This is a genomic window from Micromonospora sp. NPDC049048 (assembly GCF_043197615.1).
Classification (GTDB): domain Bacteria; phylum Actinomycetota; class Actinomycetes; order Mycobacteriales; family Micromonosporaceae; genus Micromonospora.
The window spans coordinates 804,138-826,787 of record NZ_JBICTM010000002.1 but is presented as its reverse complement, the minus strand read 5'-3'; the positions used below and the strand labels follow the sequence as shown (position 1 = coordinate 826,787).

Here is a 22,650-nt window from a genome sequence, read left to right as displayed (position 1 = left end):
CATGAGCGACACCCTGATCGAGTTCCCGGCGCTGAAGGAGGCGCAGGAGAAGCTCGACGCGAAGAACAAGGAGCTGTTCGCCGTCCTTGACGAGGCCGGCCCCGACTACGACATGAAGCTCGTCAAGTCGGTGCAGGGCGACACGGCCGCGAAGGTCGCGTGGATCCAGGCGAAGAACGCCGAGATCGACGAGATCGGCAAGGAGGTCGAGGGCTACCGCCAGGTCGCCAAGGCCGCCGCCCGGCGCGGCGCCGCCGGCAAGGAGGGCGGCTCGGAGCCGGACGGCACGAAGGGTCGCCGGCACGGCAACGCGGACGTCTCGGAGCTGCCGGCGTCGTTCGGTGAGCTGTTCGTCAAGTCGAAGGCGTTCACCGCCCGGCAGGGCCAGAGCGGGCCCGAGGCCACCCTCGACCTCGACCTGAAGACGCTGATGCAGACCAGCGCGGGCTGGCTGCCGGAGACCACCCGCACGGGCCGCATCGTCGACTTCGCGACCCGGCCGATCCAGGTTCTCGACTTCATCCCGACCACCAACACCGGCCAGGCCGCGGTGGTCTACATGGAGGAGACGACCTTCACCAACAACGCGGCCGAGACCGCCGAGGCGGGCACCTACGCCGAGTCGGCGCTCGCCCTGACCGAGATGTCCAGCCCGGTGCGGAAGATCGCGACGTTCATCCCGATCACCGACGAGCAGATGGAGGACGTCGACCAGGCCCGCGGCTACGTCGACAACCGGCTGCGTTTCATGCTGCGTCAGCGGATGGACTCGCAGGTCCTGGTGGGCAACGGCACCGCCCCGAACCTGCGCGGCCTCAACAACATCGTCGGCATCCAGACGCAGGCCAAGGGCACCGACCCGACGCCGGACGCCTTCTACAAGGCCATGACGAAGATCCGGGTCACGGGCCGGGCGATCCCCGACCTGCACGTCATGCACCCGAACGACTGGATGGACATCCGGCTGCTGCGCACCGCCGACGGCGTCTACATCTGGGGCAACCCGTCCGAGGCCGGCCCGGAGCGGCTGTGGGGTCTGCCGGTCGCCCAGTCCGACGCGCAGACGGAGAACACCGGCCTGACGCTCGACACCTCGTTCACCGAGCTGTCGATGCGCCGCGGCATCGTCGTGCAGGTCTCCAACAGCCACGGCACGTACTTCGTCGAGGGCAAGCAGGCGGTCCGCGCCGACGTGCGGGCGGCGTTCATCGTCTACCGCCCGGGCGCGGTCTGCACCGTCACCGGCATCTGATTCGGCGCGCCGGCGAGAGCCGACCGGTTCTCGCCGGCCCCGGGAAGGGAGGGGGATCATGCCGATCCTCACGGGCGGACAGGTGATGCCGGGCAACGGCCTCCCCGCCAACGTGTTCACGAAGGCCGGCGCGGTGGCGGCCAACAACTTCGCCGGCCAGGCCGTGGTCGGGTCGCTGGCGATCGACACCACGGCCGGCGTGCTCTACATCTGCACGGCGACGAACGGCTCGACCACGGCGACGTGGGTGACTGTCGGGTCGCAGACCTGATGACGTTCGAGATCAAGCGACCCAGGGAGCAGGAGGGCCGGCCGATGGCGGGCGAAACGAAGGCAGAGCAGCGGATCTACCGCACGACCGACGGGCAGCTGGTGCGGGAAAACGACCCGCGCGGCGCGTACCTCGCGTACGGCGTCGGCGATCCGGTGGTCGACGGCGAGGTGGACGCCTACCGCGCCCTGGCCGGCGGCGACGCCGCCGGCCACGAGGTGCCGGGACTGATGCACGACCGGCTGGCCACGCAGATCGCCGACGCGCAGCGGGTCATCGCGAACGCGCCCGGCACGCCGGCAGCCGACGCGGCCACCGACCGGATCGCCGCGGCGGCCGACCAGGTGGACGCCGGGTCGATCCCGCCGCCGCCCGGCCGGGACCACACGTCGCCGGTGGCGATCGTGCGGGACTTCGCCGCCAGCACCGGCGACGAGCAGCCCGCCAAGGGTCGCCGCCGCCAGTCGGCCACGAAGGCGGCGCCGCGGCCGGCGGACAAGGCCGCCACGAAGCCGGCCGACAAGGCCGACGACGCACCGGCGGGCAGGTAGCCGCATGTACGACGTCGGGGACACCATCACGCTCAGCGCCACGTGTCGGGACGCGGCGGACCAGCCGGCGAACGCGACCACCGCGACGCTGACTGTGACCCGCCCCGACGGCACCGTGGACCCGCAGACGCCGACGAACCCGCCGGCGTCTGCGGGCCTCTACCGGCACGCGTACGTGCCCACCCAGCACGGCAGGCACCTGGTCCGCTGGGTGTTCACCGGCGGCGTGCCGGACCAGGCGTACCCGGACGTGGTGAACGTCGCCGACGCCTCATGGCCGGCCATCGTCGGCCTAGGCGAGGTGAAGCACCACCTCAACATCGACCCCGACAACACGACGCACGACGAGGAGCTGCGCGGGTTCATCCTCTCCGCCAGCGAAGTCGTCGAGTCGATCGTCGGACCAGTAGCCCGCCGCACGATCGTGGAGACGCACTCCGGGCGCGGCGAGTCGCTGCTGGTGCTGCGGCAGCGGCCGGTGCTCGCGGTGGACAGCATCGTCGAGGACGGCGTCGCGCTGCCCGCCTCCGACTACTCGCTCAGCTCGGCCGGGGTGCTCACCCGCGGCTACGGAGGCTGGCCGGACGCGTGGGCCTGGGGCGTCAACAACGTCGTCATCACGTACACCGTCGGGCGGACCGCCGTCGGTGCGGCCGTGCTGGACGGCACAAAGGAGCTGATCCGGATCAACTGGCGACCGCAGACGGGTGGCAACGGGTCGGTGTTCGACCAGGGCCGCAGCGACGACTACGGCCAGCGCGGCGAGCCGGGCGAGATCCGCCTCGGGTTCTTCATCCCCAACACGGTCATGCAGCGGTTGCAGACCGACGGCCGCCCCCCGCTGGTGGCGTGATGGCAACGTCCAGCATCCCCGCCGCCGTTGACTACCTCGTGACGAAGGCCAGGGCGTTGCCGGGGCTGACCCGCGACGCCGTGTCCGACGGCTTCCCTGTCACCGGCGCGGACCCGGCCATGGCCATCGGCGTGATCCCGTTCGACGACGGCGACACCCCCAACGAGGTGGTGCACGCCCAGCTCGGCGCGCAGATGGAGCGGGAGACCTACGAGATCCCCTGCGAGATCGCCGCGAGCGCCGGTGGCGGCGAAGAGGCCGCGAAGGTTGCCCGCGACAAGGCGTTCGCCATCTACAACGCGTTCGTGACCGAGGTCCGCCGGGATCGGACCCTCGGCGGGGCGCTGCACTCCGGGCACGCGCTGGTGACCCGGATGCGGATGGAACAGACGGCCACGCCTGAAGAGGCCGGCAAGGGCCGCGTCTGCTCGATCAAGTTCGTGGTCCGGTGCGAGAACCGGTTCTGAGGAGGTTGTGGTGGCGAGGGTGAAGCAGCCATTCGGCGAACGGCGCACGGTGCCGTGGATCGGCCGTGAGGTCGACCCGGGCGAGATCGTAGAGGTGCCCGACGGGGACCTGCCGAACTACCTGGAGGCCGGCTGGACGGCCGCCCAGGACAAGGAGACCAAGAAGGTCGTCGAGAAGCTCGACAGGGCGGCCCCGTCGAGCGGTGAGGAGCAGGGCTGATGGCGATCGGTTCGGGCCTCGGCTCCAGCTTCGGCATGGCGCCCGAGGTCACCTACGGCACGTACGTCGCCCCGACGAGGTGGCTCGAAGCCACGGCGTCGCTGACGAAGCAGAAGCAGACCTACCAGGGCGGCGGCATGGCGGCCGGCCGGATGGTGCAGCCGGGCTCCCGCCGGTACGTGACCACCCGGGGCGCGTCGGGGTCGCTGTCGACGGGCGTCTACTCGCGCGGCATGGGGCTGCTGCTCAACGGCCTGCTGGGCGGCACTGTCGCCCCGGTGCAGCAGGGCGCGACGGCCGCGTACCTCCAGACGCACGCCCTGGCCGACCCGATCGGCAAGCACTACACGATGCAGGCGGGTGTGCCGGACCTGGGCGGGACGGTGCGCCCGTACACGTACCTGGGCTGCCAGATCGCCAGCGCCGAGTTCAGCTGCGAGGTCAACGGCAACCTGGCGGCCACCTGGCAGGTGACCGCCCGCGACGTGTCCGAGGCGCAGACCCTCGCCGCCCCGTCGTACCCGACGGGCCTGGGCGAGTTCCACTTCGGGCAGGCGACGCTGCTGGCGGGCACGTACGGGGCTGAGACGGCCGTAGACGGCGTCCGGTCGATGAGCGTGACCATCGAGCGGCCCCGCCACGACGGCGGCCCGTACATGGGCAACGGCGGCCTCCGCTCGCAGGGCGTCCTCAACGGGTGGACCGGCATCTCCGGGACCATCCAGGCCGACTTCCTCAACAAGGCGGACTTCGCCGACCGGTTCGCCGCGGACACCCCGGTCAGCCTCGTGTGGGAGTTCGTGGGGCCGGAGATCGCGCCGAGCTACAACGAGACGTTCCGGGTCAGGTTGCCGATGGTGTTCTTCAACGGTGACACCCCGAACGCCAGCGGCCCCGCCGAGGTGTCCACGTCGTTCCCGTTCGTCGCGCAGCACGACGGCACCCACGCGCCCGTCACGATCGAGTACGTGTCGGCGGACACGACGCTCTGATGTCGGTGCAGGTGCACGGCGCCGAGCGGTTCCACCTGGTGGCTCGCCGGCTTCAGGGTGCCGCCGACCGCAAGGACCTGGTCCGGGAGCTGCGCAAGGGCATCCTCGATGCGGTGCCGGAGCTGAAGGAAGCGGTGCGGCAGGACGCTCCGGCGTACCTGCCGGACCGGTACGCGGCCGAGTTGGTGCCGTCGCTGCGCATGACGACGTCGACGAGTACCGGCGGGTCGCAGGTCACGGTGAAGATCACGGTGACGGCGAAGGGCGCGAAGGGCAACTCGCGGCAGGTCGCCACCTTGGAGGCCGGCCGGCTGAAGCACCCGGTGTTCGGCCGTACCCGACCCCTGAAGCGCCATGCCAAGCATCGGGCGACGTCGCGGCTCAACCCGTGGGTGACGCAGGCCGTGACGCCCGGCTTCGTGACGAAGCCGATGTTGGCGGGCCGGCCCGAGGTGCGTCGGGAGATCGAGGCGGCCGTGGACCGCGTCCTCAACAAGATCACAGGAGCGTGAGCATGACGATCATCCGGGTGCGCCTCGACGACGAGGACCGCAAGCAGTACGGCGCCGAAGAGCCCCTGCCGGAGGAGCTGGTGCTCGACCTGGAGGCGCTCAAGGACATGCCGGCCGGCGACCTGGATGCGCTGGAGCGGGACATGGACCTGGCGCTCATCGGGCTGCTGGGCTACCTGGAGCCGCGGCTGTCGCCGCTGATGTTCGCCCGCCGGGCGGCGGTGTTCCTCGCGGCCCGGGCTGCGGGCTGCTCGACGCGCTACGGCGAGTTCCAGCCGCGTCTGCTGCGCGCGACGTTCGTGCAGGAGGACGCCGCGCGCCCCCCGGCTGGCCCCTCGGGGGATTCCTCCGAGGCATGAGCGTCGGCGGGCTGCTCGCCGCCGTGGGCCCGTTCTTCACCTTCGAGGGCCGCGTCCCTCCACACGAGCTGCGGCGGCTCAGCCTGGAGCAGATCCGCGACCACCTGCTGTGGTGGGAGGCCAACCGAGGGCCGATTTCGTTCGAGAAGACCAGCGGGCGGGGGTGAGTCGTGGCCACGGAGAAGGTCCAGTTCGACGTCGTGGGCAAGGACGTCGGCGGGTCGAAGGCGTTCCGCGACGTCGGCAACGCCGCCGAGCGCGCTGGCGACCAGATCGAAGACGCCGGCGACAAGGCCGATGGTGCTGGTGACCAGTACCGGGGTCTGGCCGCCGACATCGAGCAGGTTGAGGCCAACGTCCGCCAGCTCGCTGCCGAGATCGACCGCACCGGCGACAAGCAACTGTTCGGCGACCTGCGTAAGCAGCAGGCCGAGCTGCGGAAGCTGACCCGGGTACGTGACCTGCTGCCGGACATGGATCGGGCCGGCGAGGAGTCGGCGGTCGAGTTCTCCACGTCGTTCGGCGCCCGTATCGGCCCGCTGCTGGCGCGGATCCCGGTCGGGTCCGGTGGTGCGGTGGCCGGTGCCGCCCTGGCTGCGGCGATGGCCCCCACCCTGGGTGCCGGGATCGGTGCCGCCCTGGTCGGCGGTGCCGCCGGTGTGGGTGTGGTCGGGGGTGCGATCCTTGCCGCCCGTGACCAGCGGGTGAAGGCGGCCGGGGCGGACCTCGGCGCGTTCCTGCTCGGTGACCTGGAGAAGCGGTCGTCGGCGTTCGTGCCGGAGATGCTCGACGCGATCGACGACGTGCGGGCCGGCTGGACCGACATGGGTGCCGACCTCACCCGCATCTTCGGGTCGGCGCGGCTGATGGAGCCTCTCGTCGCGGGTGCGGTGTCGGGCTCGCAGCGGCTCGTGGCGGGTATCGCTGATGCTGTCGACAAGGCCGATCCGGTGGTGGCGTCGCTGTCCGCCACTCTCGACGGGGTGGGCGACGCCGCCGGTGAGGCGTTCTCGACGGTCGCGGAGGATGCTGACGCGGGCGCGTCCGCCGTCGACGACCTGAACACGGCCACCAGGAATTTCATCGGCACCGTGACCGGTGTGCTGCACGCCGCTGCGGCGGTGAAGCGGTGGTCGGATGAGGTTGACACCGCCATCGACCGGGGCCGGTTCTGGCTGGAGGACTGGGTGTCCTCCGGTGGCGCGATGGAGAACTTCGGCTGGCAGCTCGACCTGACGGCGGACGGCTTCGCTGCTGGGTCGAAGGAGGCGGAGGCGTACCGGGCGGCGGTGACTGGCACGGCCACGGCGGCGGACTTCGCGACGTTGAAGCTGGCCGGCATGAACGACGCCGAGATCGCCGCCGCCGACTCCAGCGGCACGTTCCGGTCCAAGCTTGACGAGGTCAACGCGGCGCTGGGCAACAACGCGGGCAGCTACCGCAACACCACCCAGTCGATCGAGGAGTTCATCGCCAACCTGGAGCGCGCCAACCAGCTCCAGAACGAGGGTCAGAACGCGAACATCTCCGCCGAGCAGGCCAACATTCGCCTGGAGGAGTCGATCGACCGGGCCACCGAGGCGGCGAAGCGCAACGGCGACGGCATCAACGAGAAGATCCCCAAGCAGCGGGCGAACCGCGAGGCACTGCTGGGCATCGCGGCGGCGGCACAGACGGCCGCAGAGAAGATCTTCGCCACCACCCAGTCGCACGACCTTGCCGCGCAGGCCACCGAGCGGGGACGGAAGAAGTTCCTGGAGACGGCCAAGGCGATGGGCGTCGAGGCGGGCGAGGCCAACCGCCTGGCCGACCAGCTCTTCGGCATCCCCGAGAAGCGCAAGACCGACGTGGACGTCAAGGTCCGGCAGACGCCGATCGACCTATCGACGGTCGCCAGCCGCATCGCCGCGATCAAGTCCAAGCGGGTCGTGGTCACGGTCGTCAACAACACCGTCACGACCCGGTCGGAGGGCCGCAACGTCGGCATCGGAGACGGTGTCGGTGGTCGGGCGTCGGGCGGCCAGGTGGCGCGCGGGCAGACGTTCTGGGTGGGTGAGAACGGCCGCGAGTTGGTGACGTTCACCGACAACGGCTACGTGCTGAACTCTCGCCAGTCGCAGGACATCGCCCGCAGCGCCATGGCGGCCTCGACCGCGTCGGCGGCACCGGCCGCTCCGGCAGGTGTCGGCCCGGACGATCTGTACCGGGCGTTCGTGCGGGCGTTGCAGACGGTGCCGGTGGCACGGACCGACCAGGCCCGCACGGCGGACCTCTACTCGCGGATGGGATGAGACGTGCCTGACCTGATCCAGTTCGTCGACAGCATCTCGTCGTCGCCGACGGTCCGGCTCGACCTCAACGACGACGTCACCTGGTCGGCGCCGTACGACGGCTCTGACTTTTCCCCGCCCGAGCTGCGGCGCGCCGAGTCGCAGTCGCTGCTCTACGACGGGGGGCAGGTGCCGGCCGCCGCGTACGCGAACCGGATCATCCGGCTGCGTCTGGAGCTGGTCGACGCGAACGTCAACGCGGTGGCCACCCGGATGTACGAGCTGGTGCGGGAGCTGGACCGGCCGCGCAACCTGCTGCGGTGGCAGCCGGGCACGGCGGCGCCGGTGTTCTTCCGGACGCTGCGCTCGGAGATCGTCCGGGACACCCCGATGCCGGGCGGCGGGATGCTGCGGATCGTGGACGTGGAGATCCTCGCCGAGCCGTTCGCGGTCGGCCTGGAGGAGTCCATCGGCCGCGCGCTGAACGCCGACACCAGCTTCGAGTCGGGCAGCGTCGGTGGGTGGACGGGCCAGAACGCGGCGGTGGCCGTGTCCAGCACGTTCGCCCGCACCGGCACGTACTCGCTGCGGGTCACGCCGGTCGGCGGTGTGTCGCCGGCCGCTCCCCGCTCCGAGGCGATCCCGGTGGTGGCCGGTGCGGCGTACGTGGCCACGTCGTGGATGTACTCGCCGACGGGCTGGGCGGCGGGCGCGTCCACGACGATCGACTGGTCGGATGCGGGCGGGAGCCTACTCTCGTCGTCGCTGGGCTCGGTCGTCGCGGTGCCGGCCGGCGTGTGGACGCAGTACCAGACGGTGGCGGTGGCTCCGGCGGGGGCGGTGTCGGCGCGGCTGCGGGCGCGGATGGCTGGCACGCCGGCGAGCACCGACGTGCTGTATGTCGATGACGTGTCGATCGCCCACCACCTGGTCGTCAGCAACGACCCGGCCAGCGCAACCAACGGCCTGTGCATGGACGTGACCGGCATCAAGGGCGACATGCCGACGCCGCTGCACCTGGTCGTGGCCAGCGGCGTGGCGGGGGCGGGCCGACGCCGCTCGGGGCTGGCGGTGCGGCGGCGCGGTACGCCGTCGGCGGTGCCGCTGGTGCTCCAGGCGGAGGCGATGACGCAGGGCACCGACACGACGACGCAGGCTAACAGCGCGGTGATGTCGGGCTCGGGCAACAACTTCTCCCGGATCACGTTCAGCACGCAGCCGGGGCTGACGCAGCGGCTGTCCACGGCGAAGTTCCCGGCCGCCGCGAGCGTGGATGCTCGCGGTACGTACAGGGTGTTCGCGCGCGTCCGCCAGAACACGGCGGGCGACTCGATCGACGTGCGGCTGCGGTGGGGTGGTGCCGACGCCCTGATCTCCAACAGCAATGTCAGGTTGCCGCAGAACACCCTCATCCACTACGTGGACCTGGGCCTGATCCAGGTTCCGTCCGGCTACGACCCGACGACCCGGGGCCCGTCGGGCGTGGAGCTGGCCACCGAGGGTGTGTCGCTGGCGGTCGACGCGCGCCGGGTGCTGGGTGCCGGGACGCTCGACGTGGACGTGCTGCTGCTGTGGCCGGCCGACGACCGGGCGAGCTACGTGCTGTGGCCGGAGACGGCGACCGGGGTGACGGACTTTTGGCTGGAGGGCGGGCCGGCGCCGCAGGCCTACGCCCGTAACTCCAGCGGGCAGGTCATGTCGACGCAGGCTATCGAGATCGCCGGGGGTGGGCTCATGGTGTCGCCAGGCGTCACCAACCGCGTGTTCTTCGCCCGCGACCTCGGGACCAGCGCAACCGGCGGGGACGACGTCACGGCCACCACGGTGCTCTCCGGCTCGTATTGGCCGCTCTACCTGCGGCCGGCGACGTCGTGAGCCTGCCGGTGCCGCTGTCGGTGCGGCTCAAGACCAGCGCCCGCGACATCCACATCACCGACCAGATCGACGACCTGACGTTCGGCGCGACCAGCCCGGGCGGGTACGCGCAGTGCACCACCGCCCTACACCGGCCGCTGGCCTTCACGCCGGCCGAGGTGCGGCAGTACGCCCGCCTCTACGTCTACGACTCCCGCACCGGCGACACCGTATGGGAGGGCCGCGTCCAGGACCCGGGCCGCGCGGCCGGCGACCGCGGGGAGGTGTACCAGCTCGCGGCGGTCGGCGGGTCCGCGCATCTGTCGGAGACGACCCTGCCGCTGATCTACGTCGACCGGCGGCTCGACGGGTGGCTCAAGCGTGACGACACCGCGTCGGAGATCCGCACCGCCACCGTGGAACGGGGCGAGGAGATCGGCGGTACGCAGCGCGACACCCTCTACCTGACCATCCCCAGCGGAACCAAGCTGACCGTCAACAAGTCGGTCACGGCGGTGTACTGGGCGCTGGCGGATGCCGGTCAGGAGTGCGCGGTCGTCAACTACACCTGGGACTCCGGCATCAGCTCGCCGAACAGCTTCATCATCGAGTTCCTGATGGGCAACGGGGTGGTGTACCGCTCGGACATGCCGTCTACCTCGGGCGGTGGGCCCTCGACGAGGTCGATGGGTGCGAACTGGCCGGCGGGCCAGACCACCCCGCTGTTCCGGCTCAGGTGGAACACGGCCACGGCGTTCACCGTCAACGACGATTTCTTCTGGGCGGCGTTCGTCGCGCCCGTGGTCGTCGGGGTGCGCTACCTCGCCGACGGCACCAAGAAGGTCTCCGGGTACGGCTCCGCCGACGAGACGATCCTCGCCTCGACGGTGGTGGCGGACCTGCTGGGCCGGGTCATGACGGACACCATCGACGGCGCCGGGGCGCTGATCTTCCCGTCGCCGCACCAGATCGACCAGCTGGCCTACCCCGACGGCGTAACCCCGGCGCAGGTGCTGGCCGACCTGCTGGAGTTCGAGCCGGCGTACACGTGGCACGTCTGGGAGTCCAACTCGACCGGCAAGTTCACTTTCGAATGGACGCCCTGGCCGACCGCCGTGCGGTACGAGGCGGACGCCCTTGACGGGCTTGATGCGCCGGCGTCGGGGGCGACGGTCTACAACGCCGTGCGGGTGCGCTACCGCGACGCGCGGGGCCGGAACCGGTCGGTGCTGCGGACCAGCCTGGTGCCGGACCTGGCTGACGCCGGGTTCAGCCGCACGGCGTTCCTCGACCTCGGCGAGGAGAAGTCGTCGGAGGCCAACGCGATCCGGGCCGGCGACCAGTTCCTCAGCGAGCACCGCTACGCGGTCAACGCGGGTCGGCTGGTGGTGCGGCGCCCGGTACGGGATCTGGTGACCGGCCGCATGGTGCAGCCATGGGAGATCCGCCCCGGCCAGCTCATCCGGGTACGCGGCATCCAGCCGTATCCGGACAGCCTCAACGCCAGCACCCGCGACGGGGTGACCACGTTCCAGATCGCCGCCACCTCGTACAGCGCCTCTCGGGCTGAGGCGACGCTCGACCTCGACTCGTACGCGCCGTCCGTGGCCCGCGCCCTGGCGGCACTGGCGAGACGCAAGCCCGGCCGACGTCGCTGACCTGCTACGACACCACCGGCTGCGGGTAGCTGCCCGGGTCGCCGGGGTCTCCGTGCTGCCCCGGGATCGGCGGCGGTGGCGTGTCGTCGACCGTCGCCCAGATCACGCCGCCAGCGAGTGCGGCGAAAAGCAGGACCGCGCCGAGCAGGCGTAGCCATCGCATATGTAGTCCCCCCACGAGACAGACAGGAATCGCCCATGATCCCTCACGTTCGCAAGGCATTGGCTGCGGTTGTCGTGCTCCTGACACTCGGTCTGGCCGTTCCGGCGAGCGCAGACTGCGGGTGCGTGCCGGCGACGGGCCCGGGCGCGTACGGGTCGGGTGACCTCGGAGACTGGACGGCCGGCAGCAAGGCCATCTCCGCGCCGTCGCGGATCGACGAGGCTGACGTGTGGTTGCTCGGCGACAGCCTGACCGTGGCCGGCTGGAACGACTTCGCGGTCGACATCCACGCCTCGCACGGACTGGTCACCGCCACCAACGGCTGGTCGGGGCGGCCGACGGCGCCGACGGTGGACGTCCTTGCCGACTGGGTGGCCACCTACGGTCCGCCGCGCGTGCTGGTGATGGCGTCGGGCACCAACGACATCTTCGGGCCGGCGACGCAGGGCCCGCCGCACCTGGCCGCGCAGATCGACCGGGTGATGCAGATCGTCGGCCCGTCGGTTCCGGTGGTGTGGGTCGAGGTGCACATCGCCCGCTGGTTGAAGGCCGACTACATCCAGTACGCCGACCAGCGCAACTCCGGCTGGGTTAACGGGATCCTGTGGGAGGCGGCGGGCCGGCACGACAACCTGTCCGTGAGCATCTGGGAGAGGTACCTCAGCGCCAAGCCGTCCAGGGTGCCGGCGTACCTGTCCGACGGGGTGCACACCAACACGACCGGCATGAACGCCCGCAACGAGCTGCTCCGGCAAGAGGTCGTTCGCCGGCTGGGTCTGTGATGGCGACCTGGCGCAAGGGGCAGCCGTGGCGGGTGGTCCGGTCGCTGGATCGCCTCAACGAGCAGATCCGCGCGGCGTCCCCGCGGGCTGTGCCGCCGGCAACCCCGGCAGTGTCGTGGGGCAGCATCGCCGACTCGGCGCACAGCACCACCTCCGACCACTACCCGCACTTCTACGAGGCGCTCGGCAAGACGGCGGTGGTGTGCGCGCGGGACTTCCCGCACGCGCCCGCCCTGGGCCTGGACGCGCACGCCGTGGCCGAGCAGCTGCGGCTCAGCCGTGACCCGCGCATCGCCTACGTGATCTCGAACGGGCGGATCACCGGGCCGGGCCGCGGCTGGGAGTGGGACGACTACTCGGGGTCGGATCCGCACGACACCCACATCCACGTGAGCACGGTGCGCACTGCGGCGGCAGACGACTCGCGGGACTGGCAGATCGGACAGGGAGGGATCGCGCAGATGTTCTGCAAGCGAGGCGACAACGGGGAGAACGTGGTCGCGCTCCAAACGGCGCTGAATGCGCTGGGCGCCGACCTGAAGGTCGACGGCGGTTACGGAGCTGCCACTGCCGACGCCGTCAAGCGGCACATCGGCGGGGACGGCACGGAGTACCGGGGCATCCACTTCGGGCGGATGCAGATCGCGCTGGCGAAGCGCTTCGCCGGGCAGGCCGGCCCGCAGGGTGAGCCGGGCCCCCAGGGGCCGACGGGCCCACCCGGAGGCGCCACCGTCGACCAAGTCGTCAACGAGCTGGCGGCGAGACTCCGGCAGCAGGGGTAGCCCGTGGAGATTCCTCCGGCGCTGCTCGGCACTGGCGGGCCAGTCGGGGTCCTGCTCTTCGTCGTGGGCCTGGTGCTCACCGGCCGGCTCATCGCCCGGTCCGTGCACGAGGACCGGATCAAGGACAAGGACGACCAGATCGCCAACCTGCGGCAGACGCTGACGGTACGCGACGAGCAGGTGCGGGTACGGGACGAGCAGACGACGAAGTTGCTCGCCCAGTCGGACCTGACCGTGCAGCTGCTTCAGTCGCTCGCTCGGGAGGCTGGCCGCCATGATCTGGAGACGTAGACGAAGGTCCGCGTCGCCGGAGACCGTGGAGGCGCGGGAGCGGCTGGAGGCGGCGCAAGAGGAGCTCGCCGCGGCGGTTGCCGACGACGAGCCGGTGGATGAGATCGCGCGGAAGCTGCGGGAGCTGCGGCGGAAGAACCACTTCGGCCCGATGATCACAGAAGCACTACGGGGGTCGAGATGAGAATGGCCGGCACGGTGCTGGCAGGGGTGGGCGCGCTGGCCTGCCTGTACTTCGTGGTGGCGTACCAGGTGACCACGGCCGGGGACTGGTGGCGTTCCCCGGCGGGTCGGCACCTGATGCAGTTCACCGCGACGCTGGGGCTGCTGTTCGCGCTGATCCTGACGGCGCGGCTGTGGCCGGACTATCCGGGCCGAGACGAGATCACCCTGCTGGCGTTCGCCTGGCTGGTGGGCCAGGTGGTGTGGCGTTCGGTGCTGCTGCACCGCGCCCAGCACGACGACCGGGAGCGTGCCGGCCGCCGGTAGCTCAGTACCCGCCGTGGCGGCGTACCCGCCACACGCCCCGCTCGCGACCTTCCGCGTACACCCGCTCCAGCTCGGCGCGCGCCCCGGCCTCGTCCGGCCACCGCACGTGCTGCGACCGGGCCGACGCCGGGTCGGAGAGATACAAATCCCAGCCGGACCCGTCCATGCGCTCTTCCAGCCTCACGTGGGCCAGGCGCATCTCCGGGTCGTCCGGCGCGCACAGCCAGGCCGACTCACGCACCTGCGGGATACCGGCCATCCAACGACCGTACCCAGGAGGTACACCGTGCAGCACCTCGATGGCAGGCATCCGGGCACCACCGGTATCGCCCGCTACTTCGCGTACGACCACCTGCCCCAGCACCTCCAGGCCGTGAGCAAGCCGTGCCACGACCTGGCGGAGCAGATGATTGGCACGCTGCCCGACGGCCCCGAGCTGACCGCCGGGCTCCGCAAGCTGCTGGAGGCCAAGGACTGCTTCGTCCGGGCCGCCCTCGACAATGCCCGGGAGGCGCGGTGAAGCCTTACCTCGCCACCCGCCAGTTCTGGGCCGGTGCCGTCGAGCGCGCCGGCCGCGCCGCGACGTGGACGTTCGTCGCCGCCCTCGGCGTGCCGGGCGTCGGTGACGCGATCGGCGTCAACGTCCGCCCGCTCGGCTGGCGGGACGCCCTGACGCTCGCCGCCGGCGCGGCCGTCACCTCGGTCGCCGCGTCGGTGGTCGCCGGGAAGACCGCCGGACCGGCCGGCTCGCCGTCGCTGGTCAACGACCGGCCCGCTGAGCCGACGCCGGCACCGGTTGCCTCCCTGCGGTGAGCGCCTGGACGTGGCTCTGGCTGGGCTGGGCCGGCTACTTCCTCGTCGTCGAGGGCATGGCCCTGTTCAACTCGAAGCCGGGCGACACGCTCTCCGAGCACGTGTGGGCGTGGTTCGGCACCCAGCGGCGCAAGCCTGGTGAGCCGGAGCGGCCCCGCACCGGGTGGACGCAGCTCCGACGTGTCGTCCTGCTCGCCTTCATGGCCTGGCTGTCCGTGCACTTCCTGACCGGCGGCTGGGCCTGACCCGGTCGCACCCGCCCGGTAGGATCGTCGGCGCGGTGCTGCCCGGCGGGTACCCCGGCCAGGACCGACCAACGTGCAGCGGCCCCCGCTCTCCCCTGGTGGGGAGGCGGGGGCCGTTTCGTCGTGTCAGGGATCAGCCGAGGGTCAGCGCGAGCACCCCGAACAGCTGGGCCTCCGGGTACTGCACCTTGCCGCGCTCGGAGATGCTGACGCCGTAGAAGCCCTTGCCCGTCGGCACGTCGGCGATGGTGAAGACGAACTTGCAGCCGTCGGGAACGGTAGCGCCCGGGGCGGTTTCCAGGATCCCGTCGCCCAACTTCCCGAGTCCCACGGTCGCGCCGGTCGAGTCGGTTACGACGATCTGCGCACCGGGGACGATGTCGCTGTAGCCGCCCTTGCCGCGGCAGCCGGTCTGGGCGCCCCAGGCGTAGCCGTCTGGGTCGTCGAGCATGAGGGTTCCCGTGACGGTGCGGGCAGCCGGCGCGCTGGCTGCAGCCGGGGCGGCGGCCGGCTCGGGGTCGCTGCCGCAGCCGGCCAGGACGGCGACCAGGAGCAGCGCGGCGGGGAGGTGGGTTCGGCGCATCCGGGCACCGTACCGGCGTGCGTCCACAGCAGAGCCCCACCGTCGGGTAGCCGACGCAAAGCGCCCCCGCACGGCTCCGGCCGGCGGGGGCGCTTCGTCGTGCTCAGGCTGCCTGCGGCACCACCTCATACGCGCCGTGACCCGCCCTCGCCACCACCCCTGCTCCCCGCAGGTCCGCGAGCAGGTTGTAGACCTGCCGCTCCGAGTAGTTGGTGGCGTCCTGGATCGCCTTCGGGCTGACGTGCCCGGCCCGGATCGCGGCGAGCACCTTCTCGTGTCCCTCCTTCAGCGCCATCTGCGCCTCCTGCTGGGCCTGCGCCACCATCGTCGACCACGACGGGAACGACAACCCACCGAACGAGCTGATCTCCTCGGCCGGGGCGGGTGGACGCTGCGCCGGCACCATCGGCTCCTCCACCACCACCCCCGACCGGCGGGCAGCGATCCGCCGCTTCGCCGCCTCCAGCGCCTCATCCGCCAGCTCGGCCCGCCGCAGGTAGCTGTCACCCCACGCTGCCGCCGCACCAACATCCAGCGACCGCCACACGATGCGGTTCGGCCACTCCTTCGCCATCTCGTCCGTCAGGTAGCAGCTGCGGAACGGCGCCGACCGGGCGCCCGGACGCGGGTTCACCAAGAACGCATAGCCCGGCATGTCGGGGAACGTCCGCGGGTCGACGTTGACCTGGAACACCGTCTTCGCGTTCGCGTCCTTGCCCTTGAACATCGCCCCGTTGCCGGTCAGCAGGTTCGCCCGGATCTTCTCCGGGTACGGGCTGCCGGCGCCACCGAACGCGTCGAGCGTCGACTGCTGCGACGCCAGCACCAGCGCCACCCCCACCTTGCCGCCCTCGGAAGCGATGGACATCACCAGGAACTGCGTCCGCGCCCAGTACAGCGGGTTGCTGACCTTGTCGAGCAGCTTGTGGCACTCGTCGAGGAAACCCAGCAGTCCGGGCCGGTCGTCGGTGGGCGTGAACCCCCGCAGCCCCATGACGGCGTTCTCGTCCTGGCGCAACTGCATCACCAGGTACATGCCCTCCAGCATCGCGAGGGCCTGCTCCGGGGTGCGGGCCTTGGCGTCGGCGTGCTCCATCAGCAGCGGCGACGACGCGCCGCCCTGCCCGTCGGCGTACAGGATCACCGTCGGATGCGACCGGGACGCGGCGATGGTCAGCGCCAGCATCTCCATCGTGCGGGACTTCCCGCCGTTCGTGCCGCCCTGGAGGTAGCCGCCGAGCAGGCGGGTCTCCGTGTACACCTGCCACGTCGCCCAGCCCTCGCCGTCGACGAACGGACCGAGGCGCACCTGCCCGGTCTCGGCGTCGAACGCCTCAGGGCCCGGCCACAGAACGGTCTGCTTGACCGGCGACTTCGTCACGATCGTCGCCAGGGCCGTCGGCTCGGGCTCGGTCGGATGCGGCTCGACGATGAGCTGCTGGTCCTGCTGTAGCTTGAGGCCGCCGCGGACGGTCTTCATCTTGTCGTCGACCATGCCGAGGTGCTGCTTGCCGTGCCTCAGCCGCAGGGTGAACCGCACACCCGCCTTGATGGGCTCCGGGTTGGTCAGCCGCGAGCCGGGCAGCGCTCCGTCGGAGCAGCCCACGTTCTCCGACCACAGCCGCTGGTACTCCGACCGCGACACCTTCGGCTGGATCAGCCCGACCGGGTGGGTGCGCCACCAGTGCATCGACAGCCCATACCCGACAGCCATCAGCAGCCCCACCGCACCCAGCGACAAGCCCGCGACGGTCACCCCCGCCAGCCACGACACCGCCACCGTGAGGAACGCGAAGGCGCGGCGGCGGGCCCGCTTGTCGAACACCCGCCGCCGCACCCGCATCGCCGCGACCACCGCCACCACGAACGCCACACCCGCCACCCACGTCGCCACCACCTGCTCGTCGCCGACCAGGTGCACGGCGGCGCGGCAGGCGGCGGCGGACACCACCAGGGCGCCGACAGCGGCGTGCGGGGCGAGCTGCGGACGCAGGCCCCCTTCAACGATCGGCGTCTCCTGCTCGGGCGCCTCGACGGTCATGCTCATCTGGTTCTCCCTCGGGTGTCCCGGCTTCCACCGCGGCGGCGCAGACCGAAGCCTGCGCCGCACGGCGGGAGCCGGGCTCACTCGTTGACGAGAGCGACCTTCTCCGGCGCGTCCGGGTTGTTGGCGTAGAACTCTCGGCCGCCCTGGAACTGGTTCATCGCCTCCGCCAGTTCCTTCCACTTGTCGGCGGCGATCGTCGACTGCTCGCGCGCCTGCCCAGCGAGAGCGGTGATGCCCTCACCGAAGCCCATCCGCTCCAGCGCCCCGGCGTAGCCCTCCGAGCCGGCGGTGGAGAAGCTGGCGTGTGCCTGAGCGGCGGCCTCGGCGAACGCGATGGCGGTGGGCAGGCCGGTGGCCTCAGGGTTCGACATGGTGATCTCCTTCTCGATGGTCTTGACGTTGGGGAACTGGTAGATGCGGGCGTCGGGGCGGTCGTCGGTGGCCGCCGGCTGCGGCGGCACGGTGCAGGCCGGGCACACCAGGCGCCCGTCGACCTGCCGCATGGGCGTGTTGTGCCACGAGCACTCCGGGCGCACACCGCCGGCGGCGGCAAGCGTGTCGAGCACGTCGTCGGCGTTCAGCTCGTCGTCCTCCCGGTCGGCCTCCGCCTCCGCGCGCCGGTCACAGCCGGGGCATCTCACCGAGCCAGGCTGTGCGTCCACCGCACGGCACTGCACGCACGGCGGCCTCTCGTAGTCGCCGGTCGGGCGCATCCCCGCCTTCCACTCGGCCTCGCGGCGCTCATTCGCTTCGTCGACCTCCTTCCAGAACGTGCAGGTCGGGCACGGCCCGCCCTCCGCCGGCAGTTCCGTGATCAGGCAGACGGGGCAGAGACCACGACGGGTCCGCGCGGGCGCCGCCGGCTCCGACACCACGCCGACCATGTCGTCGACCGGCTGAGCCTTGTCCTTGGCCTTCGCCCGACGCCGCTGCGTCTGCGCCTCCAACCCATCCGACAGCAGATCCGCGAACCACTCCCGGCCGCCGTAGCGGGGTTGCCGCGGGGGTGCCTGGCCAGCCGCCTTCGCCTTCGCCTTCGCCTTCTTCAGCTCATAGCGCGGGTTCGTGGTGCCCTTCACGGCGTGCGTAACGTCCTCGACGGCCGTCTTCAGCATCCAGCCGATCACCCAGATCAGCCCCAGGTCGATAAGCACGGCGTCACGCCCCAGCCGGCGCGGCGGTGCTGCCGCTGCTCTTGATGGACCGCTGCGCCAGCAGGATCGCCGTCGTGCCGACGAACACGGCCAGCGCGATCGGCGACCCGGTGCCCAGCCACTCACGCAGCGGGTCGGCCACCAGGTCCAGCGCAGCCCCGGTCCAGTCGCCGATCCGGTCGCCGAGCTTCCCGAACGTGGCGCGCGCCACCGACGGCATCAGCAGCAGCGACCAGATCGCCTGCCGGTTGGGCTCCCAGTCCACGACGAAATCCCGGATGAGCATCACCAGCAGGACGCCGAGGATGACCGGCGGGATCCAGTTCCACGGGATGGCTGACAGTACGGTGTCGATCGCGTCACCGATGAACATGCCGGCGACCAGCGGTCCGCCGACCAGTGCCGCACCTAGCGACACCCAGGCGAGCGCCTTGACGCCCTTCGAGCGGACAGCGCGTACGCCGCCCTTCGTTCCCTTCGCCACGAGGGTGGCTCCCTTCACAGGAACAGCCACAGCGCCGCGTTGACGCTGGGCTTGATGAGGTGGTCGACCAGCCAGGCGACCGGGGGCAGGAAGGTGAGGAGCTTGACGGTGACGGCGACGACCACGAACCGGGCCGGCCGCTCCGTCAACCACTCCCAGGTCCGGGCGGCGACGAGGCTGGGCGTGGCCCAGCCCCGGTAGTAGGCGAGACCGAGAGCCCGCACCGCGCCGTGCAGGCCGCTCGTGTAGCGGCCCCGGGTGGCGTACACGCGCATCGTGTCGAGCGCCGGACGCCGCTCCGTCAGCAGCGGGGGAGGCGTGAAGTAGGCGCCGAACTGGGCCATCCACGCTGCCGTGTCACGCGCCCGACCGTCACCGTCGGTGATTGCAGGTTGCAGGATCTCGGCCCCGTTCCGGGCCGTTTCGCGCTCAGCGGGCAGGGCCGTCGATCCTGCATTGCAGGTTGCAGTTCCACGCTGCGTGACGGTCACAGGAGGTCTCCCGAGATCGCGCCGAGGAACCCGGCGAGCAGGCCGGCGAGCGCCAGGATCACCGTGTACGGGAGCAGCAGACCGCTCAGGCTCGTGTCGCCCTTGCTGTGGCGGCGCCCCGAGCTGGTGGACGGCTCGTCGAGGGCCAGGTCAATGTCGGTGTCGGCGTACTGCATGATGGGTCTCTCCTTCTCTGGGAGGCGGGGCCCGGTCCGGCTGTAGGAGGTGGGGCCGGGCCCCGCGGTCTACTTGGTGGCGGTTCGGGGCGGGTCGGTGCGCCGCCAGCGGCGCAGGTTGTGGGTGGCCATCGCCCCGTAGGCCAGGGCGGCAACGATGAAGCCGTGCTGGCCGGTGACGAGGGCGTACGCGAGCCAGAGGGCCTGGACGGCGAGGCTGACGGCCCAGCCCTGCCAGAGCCGGCGGCCGGTGAGCCACCATCCGGTGAGTCCGATGAGGGTCAGCGCCCACGACCACCACTGCGCAGCCATGATCAGTTCTCCTTCGTGGTCTTCGCGGCCCGCTCGGTCAGGTCGATGTCGAGGCGCAGCCACCAGGGCAGCGCCCGCTTCGCCTCGACGGCTTCCTGGTGGGCGTGCCGCCAGGCGGCGGACCCGTAGCCGTCGCGGGCGGTGACGGTCGCCAGGGTGTCGCGGCGCACCCGGAGCCGGAACCGGGCGCTGCGGATGCGCTTGCTCATCCGGAACACGTCAGCTCTCCTTCTGGGCCTTGGCCCGGTTGCTCTTCCAGCGGTTCGCGGTGGCCTTGCTGACGCCCGCCGCCTCAGCCAGCTCGGCGCCCGACGGCTCACGGTCGAGCCGCTTGGTGAGTCGGGCGTACGCCTGAGTGAGTCGCCGGTCGTCGGTCTTCTGAGCCGGCTCACGGACGGTCGCGCTGACCGTTCGGCGAGCCGGGGCGTGAGCCGCCGCGCTGGTCTTCGGTGAGTCGGTGACCGGCTCAGCGGGTGAGTCGGTGACCGACTCACGGACCGGCTCACGACGCGGCGCAGAACGCGACTCACGGACCGGCTCAGCCGGCGGCGTGATCCGAGCCGCGAGGTGAGCCGGCATCTGCACCAGACCGTTCGACCACAGCGGCTCAGTCGACGGGCGGAACCCGAACGCCTGGGCGTGCTCCGCGCGGAGCCTCGTCGTGGCCTGGTTCATCACGAGCTTCAGCTCATCCATGAGCCGCCGCTCTTCGTCCGACGGCTCATCCATGGCCACCGCGTCGGGGCTCGTCAGCTTCTCGATGCGGTTCACCCGCGCGACCCGTCGCTGAGCCTCCGCGACCATCGCGTCGTCGGCCTGGAGCGCAAGCCGGCGCAGCTTCGCCTTCCGCAGCGCGGACAGCCGCTTCGAGCCGTGGTGCAGGCGGTGCGCGGTGACCGTGATCGCGTCGATGCGCTGGTCCCGGTCGACCTTCACCAGGTCCTGCTGGCCGGGCTTCACGAGGCCGAGGCGGATGCCGATGCGTCGGGGCGTCCAGATCCAGCTCGTCGGCTGCACCGCGCCGGCCGGCTTGTCGGCGGTGATGCCCATCCACCAGATCCCGGCGCCGACGGCCGGAGCGAACAGGCGCAGCAGGAACTCGGGCAGCGAGCCGGACGCGCTGGAGGCCACGATGCCGCTGCCGGCGGCGACCGCCCACACGAAGTTCATGTGCCGGCGGACGTCGCCGGGCGGGTTCTGGGCCAGCTTGTGCTTGGCGAGCAGGCCCTGGGCCACCATGACGACCTCGAACATGCCGAACAGGCCGAGGGCCATCAGCGGCGACAGGCCGAGCGGCCCGCGTGCCACCTCCCACATGCCCTCGGCGGCGAAGGCGGTGGCGAGGACGACGGCGAGGGAGCCGACCCGGGTGTGGGCCTGGCCGGTGCGGAAGAACCGCCAGATCAGCAGCAGGCCGAGGGCGGCAGCGAAGGCGCCAGCACCGAACAGCACGGGCTGGGCGTACGTCTGGGCGAGGTCGGCGAGGTCGCCGGCCCACTCGGGCAGCTTCATGCCGGCCAGCATGACACAAGGTTGATAATCCTGCAAAGGTTGATAGCCTTCACGGCATGTCGCCACCCACCGCTACTGCGCACCCACCTCCCCGTCTGCGATCATCGAGAGACTCGCCAGGGTTGCGAGGACTGGCAGAGAGGGCAGACGTGGCATCCGAGTGGCTCACCGTCCAGCAGGTCGCCGACGCCTTCCGCGCCGCCGGATACCCCGACAGCGCCGCCACACTGCGGCGGATGATCGACGCCGGAGAGTTCGGCGCCCAGGGCGACGGGTGGTACCGGACCGAGCGCGGCGGCTACCGGATGGTGAAGCGCAGCGCGGTGGACGACTTCCTCCGCCGCCGGGCCGAAGGCCAGTAACCCAGACACGACAGCGCCCCCACCCATCCCGGGTGGGGGCGCTTCGCTGCGTCAGCGGCCGGCGGGCACCCGAACCGGCGCGGGGCGCCGCGCTCGAGGACGGGCCACCGCCGGCGGCGCCGACACCACCCGCAGGCCGGCCCGCTGCACGTACAACTCCCGCTTCGCCGTCGCCTCACCGCGCGCGTCGAGCACGTAGCCCGTCAGCCACACCCAACCCGGATACGTCGGCCGGTCGCCAACGGACACCAGGCGCAGCCGCAGCGCCCGGGTGCCGGCGAACTGCACCGAGCACGCCTCGCCGATGTGCAGCACCATGCCGGGCTGGAGGATCACCGGAGCACCTCGCCGAGGACGATGGCGGCCACGACCACCGCGGCGGCCAGGACGGCGACGATCCTGGCGCGCCAGAGTTCGCGGGGCGAGAGCGGGAGCGGGGGCGGTGAGGGCTGTGGTACGCGGTCCCCGTCCGGGGTGGCTGGCCGGCCGTCGACGACCGGGTACGCGGGCGGGAGCTGCTCGCCGTCGGTGAAGCGCTCGACCATCGCCGGAGGTCTCCTCACGGGGGAGATGGGCGCCGGGCGGGAGGTGGTGGGTCACGGGGGGACCAGCCAGCCCCCGCCCGGCGAGGCCGCACGTGCCAACGAGACGGCCAGGCTTCGACGCTAGGACTCTTGGTACACCAAGTCAACCGAGGACACACAG

Annotated in this window: 35 protein-coding genes; 22 read left to right on the top strand and 13 right to left on the bottom strand. The window is 71.4% G+C overall.

Annotated elements, in window-relative coordinates:
* Position 1 precedes the first annotated feature (1 nt).
* From ACGFIG_RS09345 to ACGFIG_RS09285, 13 genes are read left to right on the top strand one after another with little or no spacing between them, the layout of a single operon-like run.
* Positions 2-1,252 (top strand): phage major capsid protein, encoded by a 1,251-nt coding sequence (locus ACGFIG_RS09345; protein ID WP_393000859.1) that lies wholly within the window; start codon positions 2-4, stop codon positions 1,250-1,252.
* Between the two features lie 58 nt (positions 1,253-1,310).
* Positions 1,311-1,523: a hypothetical protein gene (locus ACGFIG_RS09340; protein ID WP_393000857.1), complete on the top strand. Its 213-nt coding sequence runs from the start codon at positions 1,311-1,313 to the stop codon at positions 1,521-1,523.
* Positions 1,523-2,074 (top strand): hypothetical protein, encoded by a 552-nt coding sequence (locus ACGFIG_RS09335; protein WP_393000855.1) that lies wholly within the window; start codon positions 1,523-1,525, stop codon positions 2,072-2,074. Before ACGFIG_RS09340 ends, ACGFIG_RS09335 begins: the two co-directional genes overlap by 1 nt.
* A 4-nt stretch (positions 2,075-2,078) precedes the next feature.
* Positions 2,079-2,927 (top strand): hypothetical protein, encoded by an 849-nt coding sequence (locus ACGFIG_RS09330; RefSeq protein WP_393000854.1) that lies wholly within the window; start codon positions 2,079-2,081, stop codon positions 2,925-2,927.
* A complete protein-coding gene (locus ACGFIG_RS09325; RefSeq protein WP_393000852.1) occupies positions 2,927-3,394 on the top strand; it encodes a hypothetical protein in 468 nt (155 codons plus the stop codon). The genes ACGFIG_RS09330 and ACGFIG_RS09325 overlap by 1 nt, the downstream gene beginning before the upstream one ends.
* A 19-nt stretch (positions 3,395-3,413) precedes the next feature.
* A complete protein-coding gene (locus ACGFIG_RS09320) occupies positions 3,414-3,614 on the top strand; it encodes a hypothetical protein (RefSeq protein ID WP_393000850.1) in 201 nt (66 codons plus the stop codon).
* The gene (locus ACGFIG_RS09315; RefSeq protein WP_393000848.1) at positions 3,614-4,606 is read left to right on the top strand and encodes a phage tail tube protein; all 993 of its coding nucleotides are present in this window, start codon (positions 3,614-3,616) and stop codon (positions 4,604-4,606) included. Before ACGFIG_RS09320 ends, ACGFIG_RS09315 begins: the two co-directional genes overlap by 1 nt.
* The gene (locus ACGFIG_RS09310; protein ID WP_393000846.1) at positions 4,606-5,118 is read left to right on the top strand and encodes a hypothetical protein; all 513 of its coding nucleotides are present in this window, start codon (positions 4,606-4,608) and stop codon (positions 5,116-5,118) included. The genes ACGFIG_RS09315 and ACGFIG_RS09310 overlap by 1 nt, the downstream gene beginning before the upstream one ends.
* 2 nt (positions 5,119-5,120) lie before the next feature.
* Positions 5,121-5,477, top strand: coding sequence for a hypothetical protein (locus ACGFIG_RS09305; protein ID WP_393000844.1), 357 nt, complete (start codon positions 5,121-5,123; stop codon positions 5,475-5,477).
* Positions 5,474-5,644, top strand: coding sequence for a hypothetical protein (locus ACGFIG_RS09300; RefSeq protein WP_393000842.1), 171 nt, complete (start codon positions 5,474-5,476; stop codon positions 5,642-5,644). Before ACGFIG_RS09305 ends, ACGFIG_RS09300 begins: the two co-directional genes overlap by 4 nt.
* A gap of 3 nt (positions 5,645-5,647) precedes the next feature.
* Entirely contained in the window at positions 5,648-7,768 is a 2,121-nt protein-coding gene (locus tag ACGFIG_RS09295) for a hypothetical protein (RefSeq protein ID WP_393000840.1), read from the top strand.
* Between the two features lie 3 nt (positions 7,769-7,771).
* The gene (locus ACGFIG_RS09290; RefSeq protein WP_393000838.1) at positions 7,772-9,622 is read left to right on the top strand and encodes a hypothetical protein; all 1,851 of its coding nucleotides are present in this window, start codon (positions 7,772-7,774) and stop codon (positions 9,620-9,622) included.
* Positions 9,619-11,259, top strand: a complete 1,641-nt coding sequence (locus ACGFIG_RS09285) for a hypothetical protein (protein ID WP_393000836.1) — start codon at positions 9,619-9,621, stop codon at positions 11,257-11,259. The genes ACGFIG_RS09290 and ACGFIG_RS09285 overlap by 4 nt, the downstream gene beginning before the upstream one ends.
* A gap of 4 nt (positions 11,260-11,263) precedes the next feature.
* On the opposite strand, the gene ACGFIG_RS09280 is transcribed toward ACGFIG_RS09285, so the two are convergent.
* A complete protein-coding gene (locus tag ACGFIG_RS09280) occupies positions 11,264-11,422 on the bottom strand; it encodes a hypothetical protein (RefSeq protein ID WP_393000834.1) in 159 nt (52 codons plus the stop codon).
* 125 nt (positions 11,423-11,547) lie between these two features.
* On the opposite strand from ACGFIG_RS09280, the gene ACGFIG_RS09275 reads away from it, so the two are divergent.
* The 5 genes from ACGFIG_RS09275 to ACGFIG_RS09255 are packed head-to-tail and all read left to right on the top strand — an operon-like array spanning position 11,548 to position 13,766.
* Positions 11,548-12,204 (top strand): SGNH/GDSL hydrolase family protein, encoded by a 657-nt coding sequence (locus ACGFIG_RS09275; protein ID WP_393000832.1) that lies wholly within the window; start codon positions 11,548-11,550, stop codon positions 12,202-12,204.
* Positions 12,204-12,986 carry a peptidoglycan-binding protein gene (locus ACGFIG_RS09270; protein WP_393000830.1) on the top strand — a complete coding sequence of 261 codons (783 nt, stop codon included), beginning with the start codon at positions 12,204-12,206 and terminating at the stop codon, positions 12,984-12,986. Before ACGFIG_RS09275 ends, ACGFIG_RS09270 begins: the two co-directional genes overlap by 1 nt.
* 3 nt (positions 12,987-12,989) lie before the next feature.
* The gene (locus tag ACGFIG_RS09265) at positions 12,990-13,277 is read left to right on the top strand and encodes a hypothetical protein (protein WP_393000828.1); all 288 of its coding nucleotides are present in this window, start codon (positions 12,990-12,992) and stop codon (positions 13,275-13,277) included.
* Complete coding sequence (locus ACGFIG_RS09260; protein ID WP_393000826.1) at positions 13,261-13,461, top strand: hypothetical protein; 201 nt, start codon at positions 13,261-13,263, stop codon at positions 13,459-13,461. The genes ACGFIG_RS09265 and ACGFIG_RS09260 overlap by 17 nt, the downstream gene beginning before the upstream one ends.
* On the top strand, positions 13,458-13,766 hold the full coding sequence (locus ACGFIG_RS09255; RefSeq protein WP_393000824.1) for a hypothetical protein: 309 nt from the start codon (positions 13,458-13,460) through the stop codon (positions 13,764-13,766). The genes ACGFIG_RS09260 and ACGFIG_RS09255 overlap by 4 nt, the downstream gene beginning before the upstream one ends.
* 1 nt (position 13,767) lies before the next feature.
* Here the strand turns inward: ACGFIG_RS09255 and ACGFIG_RS09250 are convergent, their stop codons facing one another.
* Positions 13,768-14,025 carry a hypothetical protein gene (locus ACGFIG_RS09250; RefSeq protein WP_393000822.1) on the bottom strand — a complete coding sequence of 86 codons (258 nt, stop codon included), beginning with the start codon at positions 14,023-14,025 and terminating at the stop codon, positions 13,768-13,770.
* Positions 14,026-14,052: 27 nt separating this feature from the next.
* Here ACGFIG_RS09250 and ACGFIG_RS09245 point away from each other — a divergent pair, with 27 nt between their 5' ends.
* From ACGFIG_RS09245 to ACGFIG_RS09235, 3 genes are read left to right on the top strand one after another with little or no spacing between them, the layout of a single operon-like run.
* A complete protein-coding gene (locus tag ACGFIG_RS09245) occupies positions 14,053-14,286 on the top strand; it encodes a hypothetical protein (protein ID WP_393000820.1) in 234 nt (77 codons plus the stop codon).
* On the top strand, positions 14,283-14,579 hold the full coding sequence (locus tag ACGFIG_RS09240) for a holin (RefSeq protein ID WP_393000818.1): 297 nt from the start codon (positions 14,283-14,285) through the stop codon (positions 14,577-14,579). The genes ACGFIG_RS09245 and ACGFIG_RS09240 overlap by 4 nt, the downstream gene beginning before the upstream one ends.
* 56 nt (positions 14,580-14,635) lie before the next feature.
* The gene (locus tag ACGFIG_RS09235; RefSeq protein WP_393001399.1) at positions 14,636-14,824 is read left to right on the top strand and encodes a hypothetical protein; all 189 of its coding nucleotides are present in this window, start codon (positions 14,636-14,638) and stop codon (positions 14,822-14,824) included.
* Positions 14,825-14,957: 133 nt separating this feature from the next.
* On the opposite strand, the gene ACGFIG_RS09230 is transcribed toward ACGFIG_RS09235, so the two are convergent.
* From ACGFIG_RS09230 to ACGFIG_RS09190, 9 genes are all read right to left on the bottom strand, one after another.
* On the bottom strand, positions 14,958-15,407 hold the full coding sequence (locus ACGFIG_RS09230; protein ID WP_393000816.1) for a hypothetical protein: 450 nt from the start codon (positions 15,405-15,407) through the stop codon (positions 14,958-14,960).
* A gap of 103 nt (positions 15,408-15,510) precedes the next feature.
* Positions 15,511-17,454, bottom strand: a complete 1,944-nt coding sequence (locus tag ACGFIG_RS09225) for a hypothetical protein (protein WP_393000814.1) — start codon at positions 17,452-17,454, stop codon at positions 15,511-15,513.
* Positions 17,455-17,531: 77 nt separating this feature from the next.
* Positions 17,532-18,608: a hypothetical protein gene (locus tag ACGFIG_RS09220; protein WP_393000812.1), complete on the bottom strand. Its 1,077-nt coding sequence runs from the start codon at positions 18,606-18,608 to the stop codon at positions 17,532-17,534.
* Between the two features lie 4 nt (positions 18,609-18,612).
* Positions 18,613-19,092 (bottom strand): hypothetical protein, encoded by a 480-nt coding sequence (locus ACGFIG_RS09215; protein ID WP_393000810.1) that lies wholly within the window; start codon positions 19,090-19,092, stop codon positions 18,613-18,615.
* Positions 19,093-19,106: 14 nt separating this feature from the next.
* Entirely contained in the window at positions 19,107-19,436 is a 330-nt protein-coding gene (locus ACGFIG_RS09210; protein ID WP_393000808.1) for a hypothetical protein, read from the bottom strand.
* Positions 19,437-19,579: 143 nt separating this feature from the next.
* The gene (locus ACGFIG_RS09205) at positions 19,580-19,759 is read right to left on the bottom strand and encodes a hypothetical protein (protein ID WP_393000806.1); all 180 of its coding nucleotides are present in this window, start codon (positions 19,757-19,759) and stop codon (positions 19,580-19,582) included.
* A gap of 69 nt (positions 19,760-19,828) precedes the next feature.
* Entirely contained in the window at positions 19,829-20,071 is a 243-nt protein-coding gene (locus tag ACGFIG_RS09200) for a hypothetical protein (RefSeq protein ID WP_393000804.1), read from the bottom strand.
* Positions 20,072-20,073: 2 nt separating this feature from the next.
* Positions 20,074-20,280 carry a hypothetical protein gene (locus ACGFIG_RS09195; protein WP_393000802.1) on the bottom strand — a complete coding sequence of 69 codons (207 nt, stop codon included), beginning with the start codon at positions 20,278-20,280 and terminating at the stop codon, positions 20,074-20,076.
* 10 nt (positions 20,281-20,290) lie between these two features.
* A complete protein-coding gene (locus ACGFIG_RS09190) occupies positions 20,291-21,583 on the bottom strand; it encodes a hypothetical protein (RefSeq protein WP_393000800.1) in 1,293 nt (430 codons plus the stop codon).
* 149 nt (positions 21,584-21,732) lie between these two features.
* Between ACGFIG_RS09190 and ACGFIG_RS09185 the strand changes: the two genes are divergently transcribed.
* Positions 21,733-21,945 carry a helix-turn-helix domain-containing protein gene (locus tag ACGFIG_RS09185; protein ID WP_393000798.1) on the top strand — a complete coding sequence of 71 codons (213 nt, stop codon included), beginning with the start codon at positions 21,733-21,735 and terminating at the stop codon, positions 21,943-21,945.
* Between the two features lie 51 nt (positions 21,946-21,996).
* On the opposite strand, the gene ACGFIG_RS09180 is transcribed toward ACGFIG_RS09185, so the two are convergent.
* The gene (locus ACGFIG_RS09180; RefSeq protein WP_393000796.1) at positions 21,997-22,281 is read right to left on the bottom strand and encodes a hypothetical protein; all 285 of its coding nucleotides are present in this window, start codon (positions 22,279-22,281) and stop codon (positions 21,997-21,999) included.
* The gene (locus ACGFIG_RS09175) at positions 22,278-22,490 is read right to left on the bottom strand and encodes a hypothetical protein (RefSeq protein WP_393000794.1); all 213 of its coding nucleotides are present in this window, start codon (positions 22,488-22,490) and stop codon (positions 22,278-22,280) included. Before ACGFIG_RS09175 ends, ACGFIG_RS09180 begins: the two co-directional genes overlap by 4 nt.
* Positions 22,491-22,650 lie beyond the last annotated feature (160 nt).

Bases quoted from the DNA above. Each gene is read 5' to 3' on its own strand.
- ACGFIG_RS09345 (WP_393000859.1), top strand. From the start codon at position 2: ATGAGCGACACCCTGATCGAGTTCCCGGCGCTGAAGGAGGCGCAGGAG.
- ACGFIG_RS09340 (WP_393000857.1), top strand. From the start codon at position 1,311: ATGCCGATCCTCACGGGCGGACAGGTGATGCCGGGCAACGGCCTCCCC.
- ACGFIG_RS09335 (WP_393000855.1), top strand. From the start codon at position 1,523: ATGACGTTCGAGATCAAGCGACCCAGGGAGCAGGAGGGCCGGCCGATG.
- ACGFIG_RS09330 (WP_393000854.1), top strand. From the start codon at position 2,079: ATGTACGACGTCGGGGACACCATCACGCTCAGCGCCACGTGTCGGGAC.
- ACGFIG_RS09325 (WP_393000852.1), top strand. From the start codon at position 2,927: ATGGCAACGTCCAGCATCCCCGCCGCCGTTGACTACCTCGTGACGAAG.
- ACGFIG_RS09315 (WP_393000848.1), top strand. From the start codon at position 3,614: ATGGCGATCGGTTCGGGCCTCGGCTCCAGCTTCGGCATGGCGCCCGAG.
- ACGFIG_RS09310 (WP_393000846.1), top strand. From the start codon at position 4,606: ATGTCGGTGCAGGTGCACGGCGCCGAGCGGTTCCACCTGGTGGCTCGC.
- ACGFIG_RS09305 (WP_393000844.1), top strand. From the start codon at position 5,121: ATGACGATCATCCGGGTGCGCCTCGACGACGAGGACCGCAAGCAGTAC.
- ACGFIG_RS09300 (WP_393000842.1), top strand. From the start codon at position 5,474: ATGAGCGTCGGCGGGCTGCTCGCCGCCGTGGGCCCGTTCTTCACCTTC.
- ACGFIG_RS09280 (WP_393000834.1), bottom strand. From the start codon at position 11,422: ATGCGATGGCTACGCCTGCTCGGCGCGGTCCTGCTTTTCGCCGCACTC.
- ACGFIG_RS09270 (WP_393000830.1), top strand. From the start codon at position 12,204: ATGGCGACCTGGCGCAAGGGGCAGCCGTGGCGGGTGGTCCGGTCGCTG.
- ACGFIG_RS09260 (WP_393000826.1), top strand. From the start codon at position 13,261: ATGATCTGGAGACGTAGACGAAGGTCCGCGTCGCCGGAGACCGTGGAG.
- ACGFIG_RS09255 (WP_393000824.1), top strand. From the start codon at position 13,458: ATGAGAATGGCCGGCACGGTGCTGGCAGGGGTGGGCGCGCTGGCCTGC.
- ACGFIG_RS09250 (WP_393000822.1), bottom strand. From the start codon at position 14,025: ATGGCCGGTATCCCGCAGGTGCGTGAGTCGGCCTGGCTGTGCGCGCCG.
- ACGFIG_RS09235 (WP_393001399.1), top strand. From the start codon at position 14,636: ATGGCCCTGTTCAACTCGAAGCCGGGCGACACGCTCTCCGAGCACGTG.
- ACGFIG_RS09230 (WP_393000816.1), bottom strand. From the start codon at position 15,407: ATGCGCCGAACCCACCTCCCCGCCGCGCTGCTCCTGGTCGCCGTCCTG.
- ACGFIG_RS09225 (WP_393000814.1), bottom strand. From the start codon at position 17,454: ATGAGCATGACCGTCGAGGCGCCCGAGCAGGAGACGCCGATCGTTGAA.
- ACGFIG_RS09210 (WP_393000808.1), bottom strand. From the start codon at position 19,436: ATGGCCCAGTTCGGCGCCTACTTCACGCCTCCCCCGCTGCTGACGGAG.
- ACGFIG_RS09205 (WP_393000806.1), bottom strand. From the start codon at position 19,759: ATGCAGTACGCCGACACCGACATTGACCTGGCCCTCGACGAGCCGTCC.
- ACGFIG_RS09200 (WP_393000804.1), bottom strand. From the start codon at position 20,071: ATGGCTGCGCAGTGGTGGTCGTGGGCGCTGACCCTCATCGGACTCACC.
- ACGFIG_RS09195 (WP_393000802.1), bottom strand. From the start codon at position 20,280: ATGAGCAAGCGCATCCGCAGCGCCCGGTTCCGGCTCCGGGTGCGCCGC.
- ACGFIG_RS09190 (WP_393000800.1), bottom strand. From the start codon at position 21,583: ATGAAGCTGCCCGAGTGGGCCGGCGACCTCGCCGACCTCGCCCAGACG.
- ACGFIG_RS09175 (WP_393000794.1), bottom strand. From the start codon at position 22,490: ATGGTCGAGCGCTTCACCGACGGCGAGCAGCTCCCGCCCGCGTACCCG.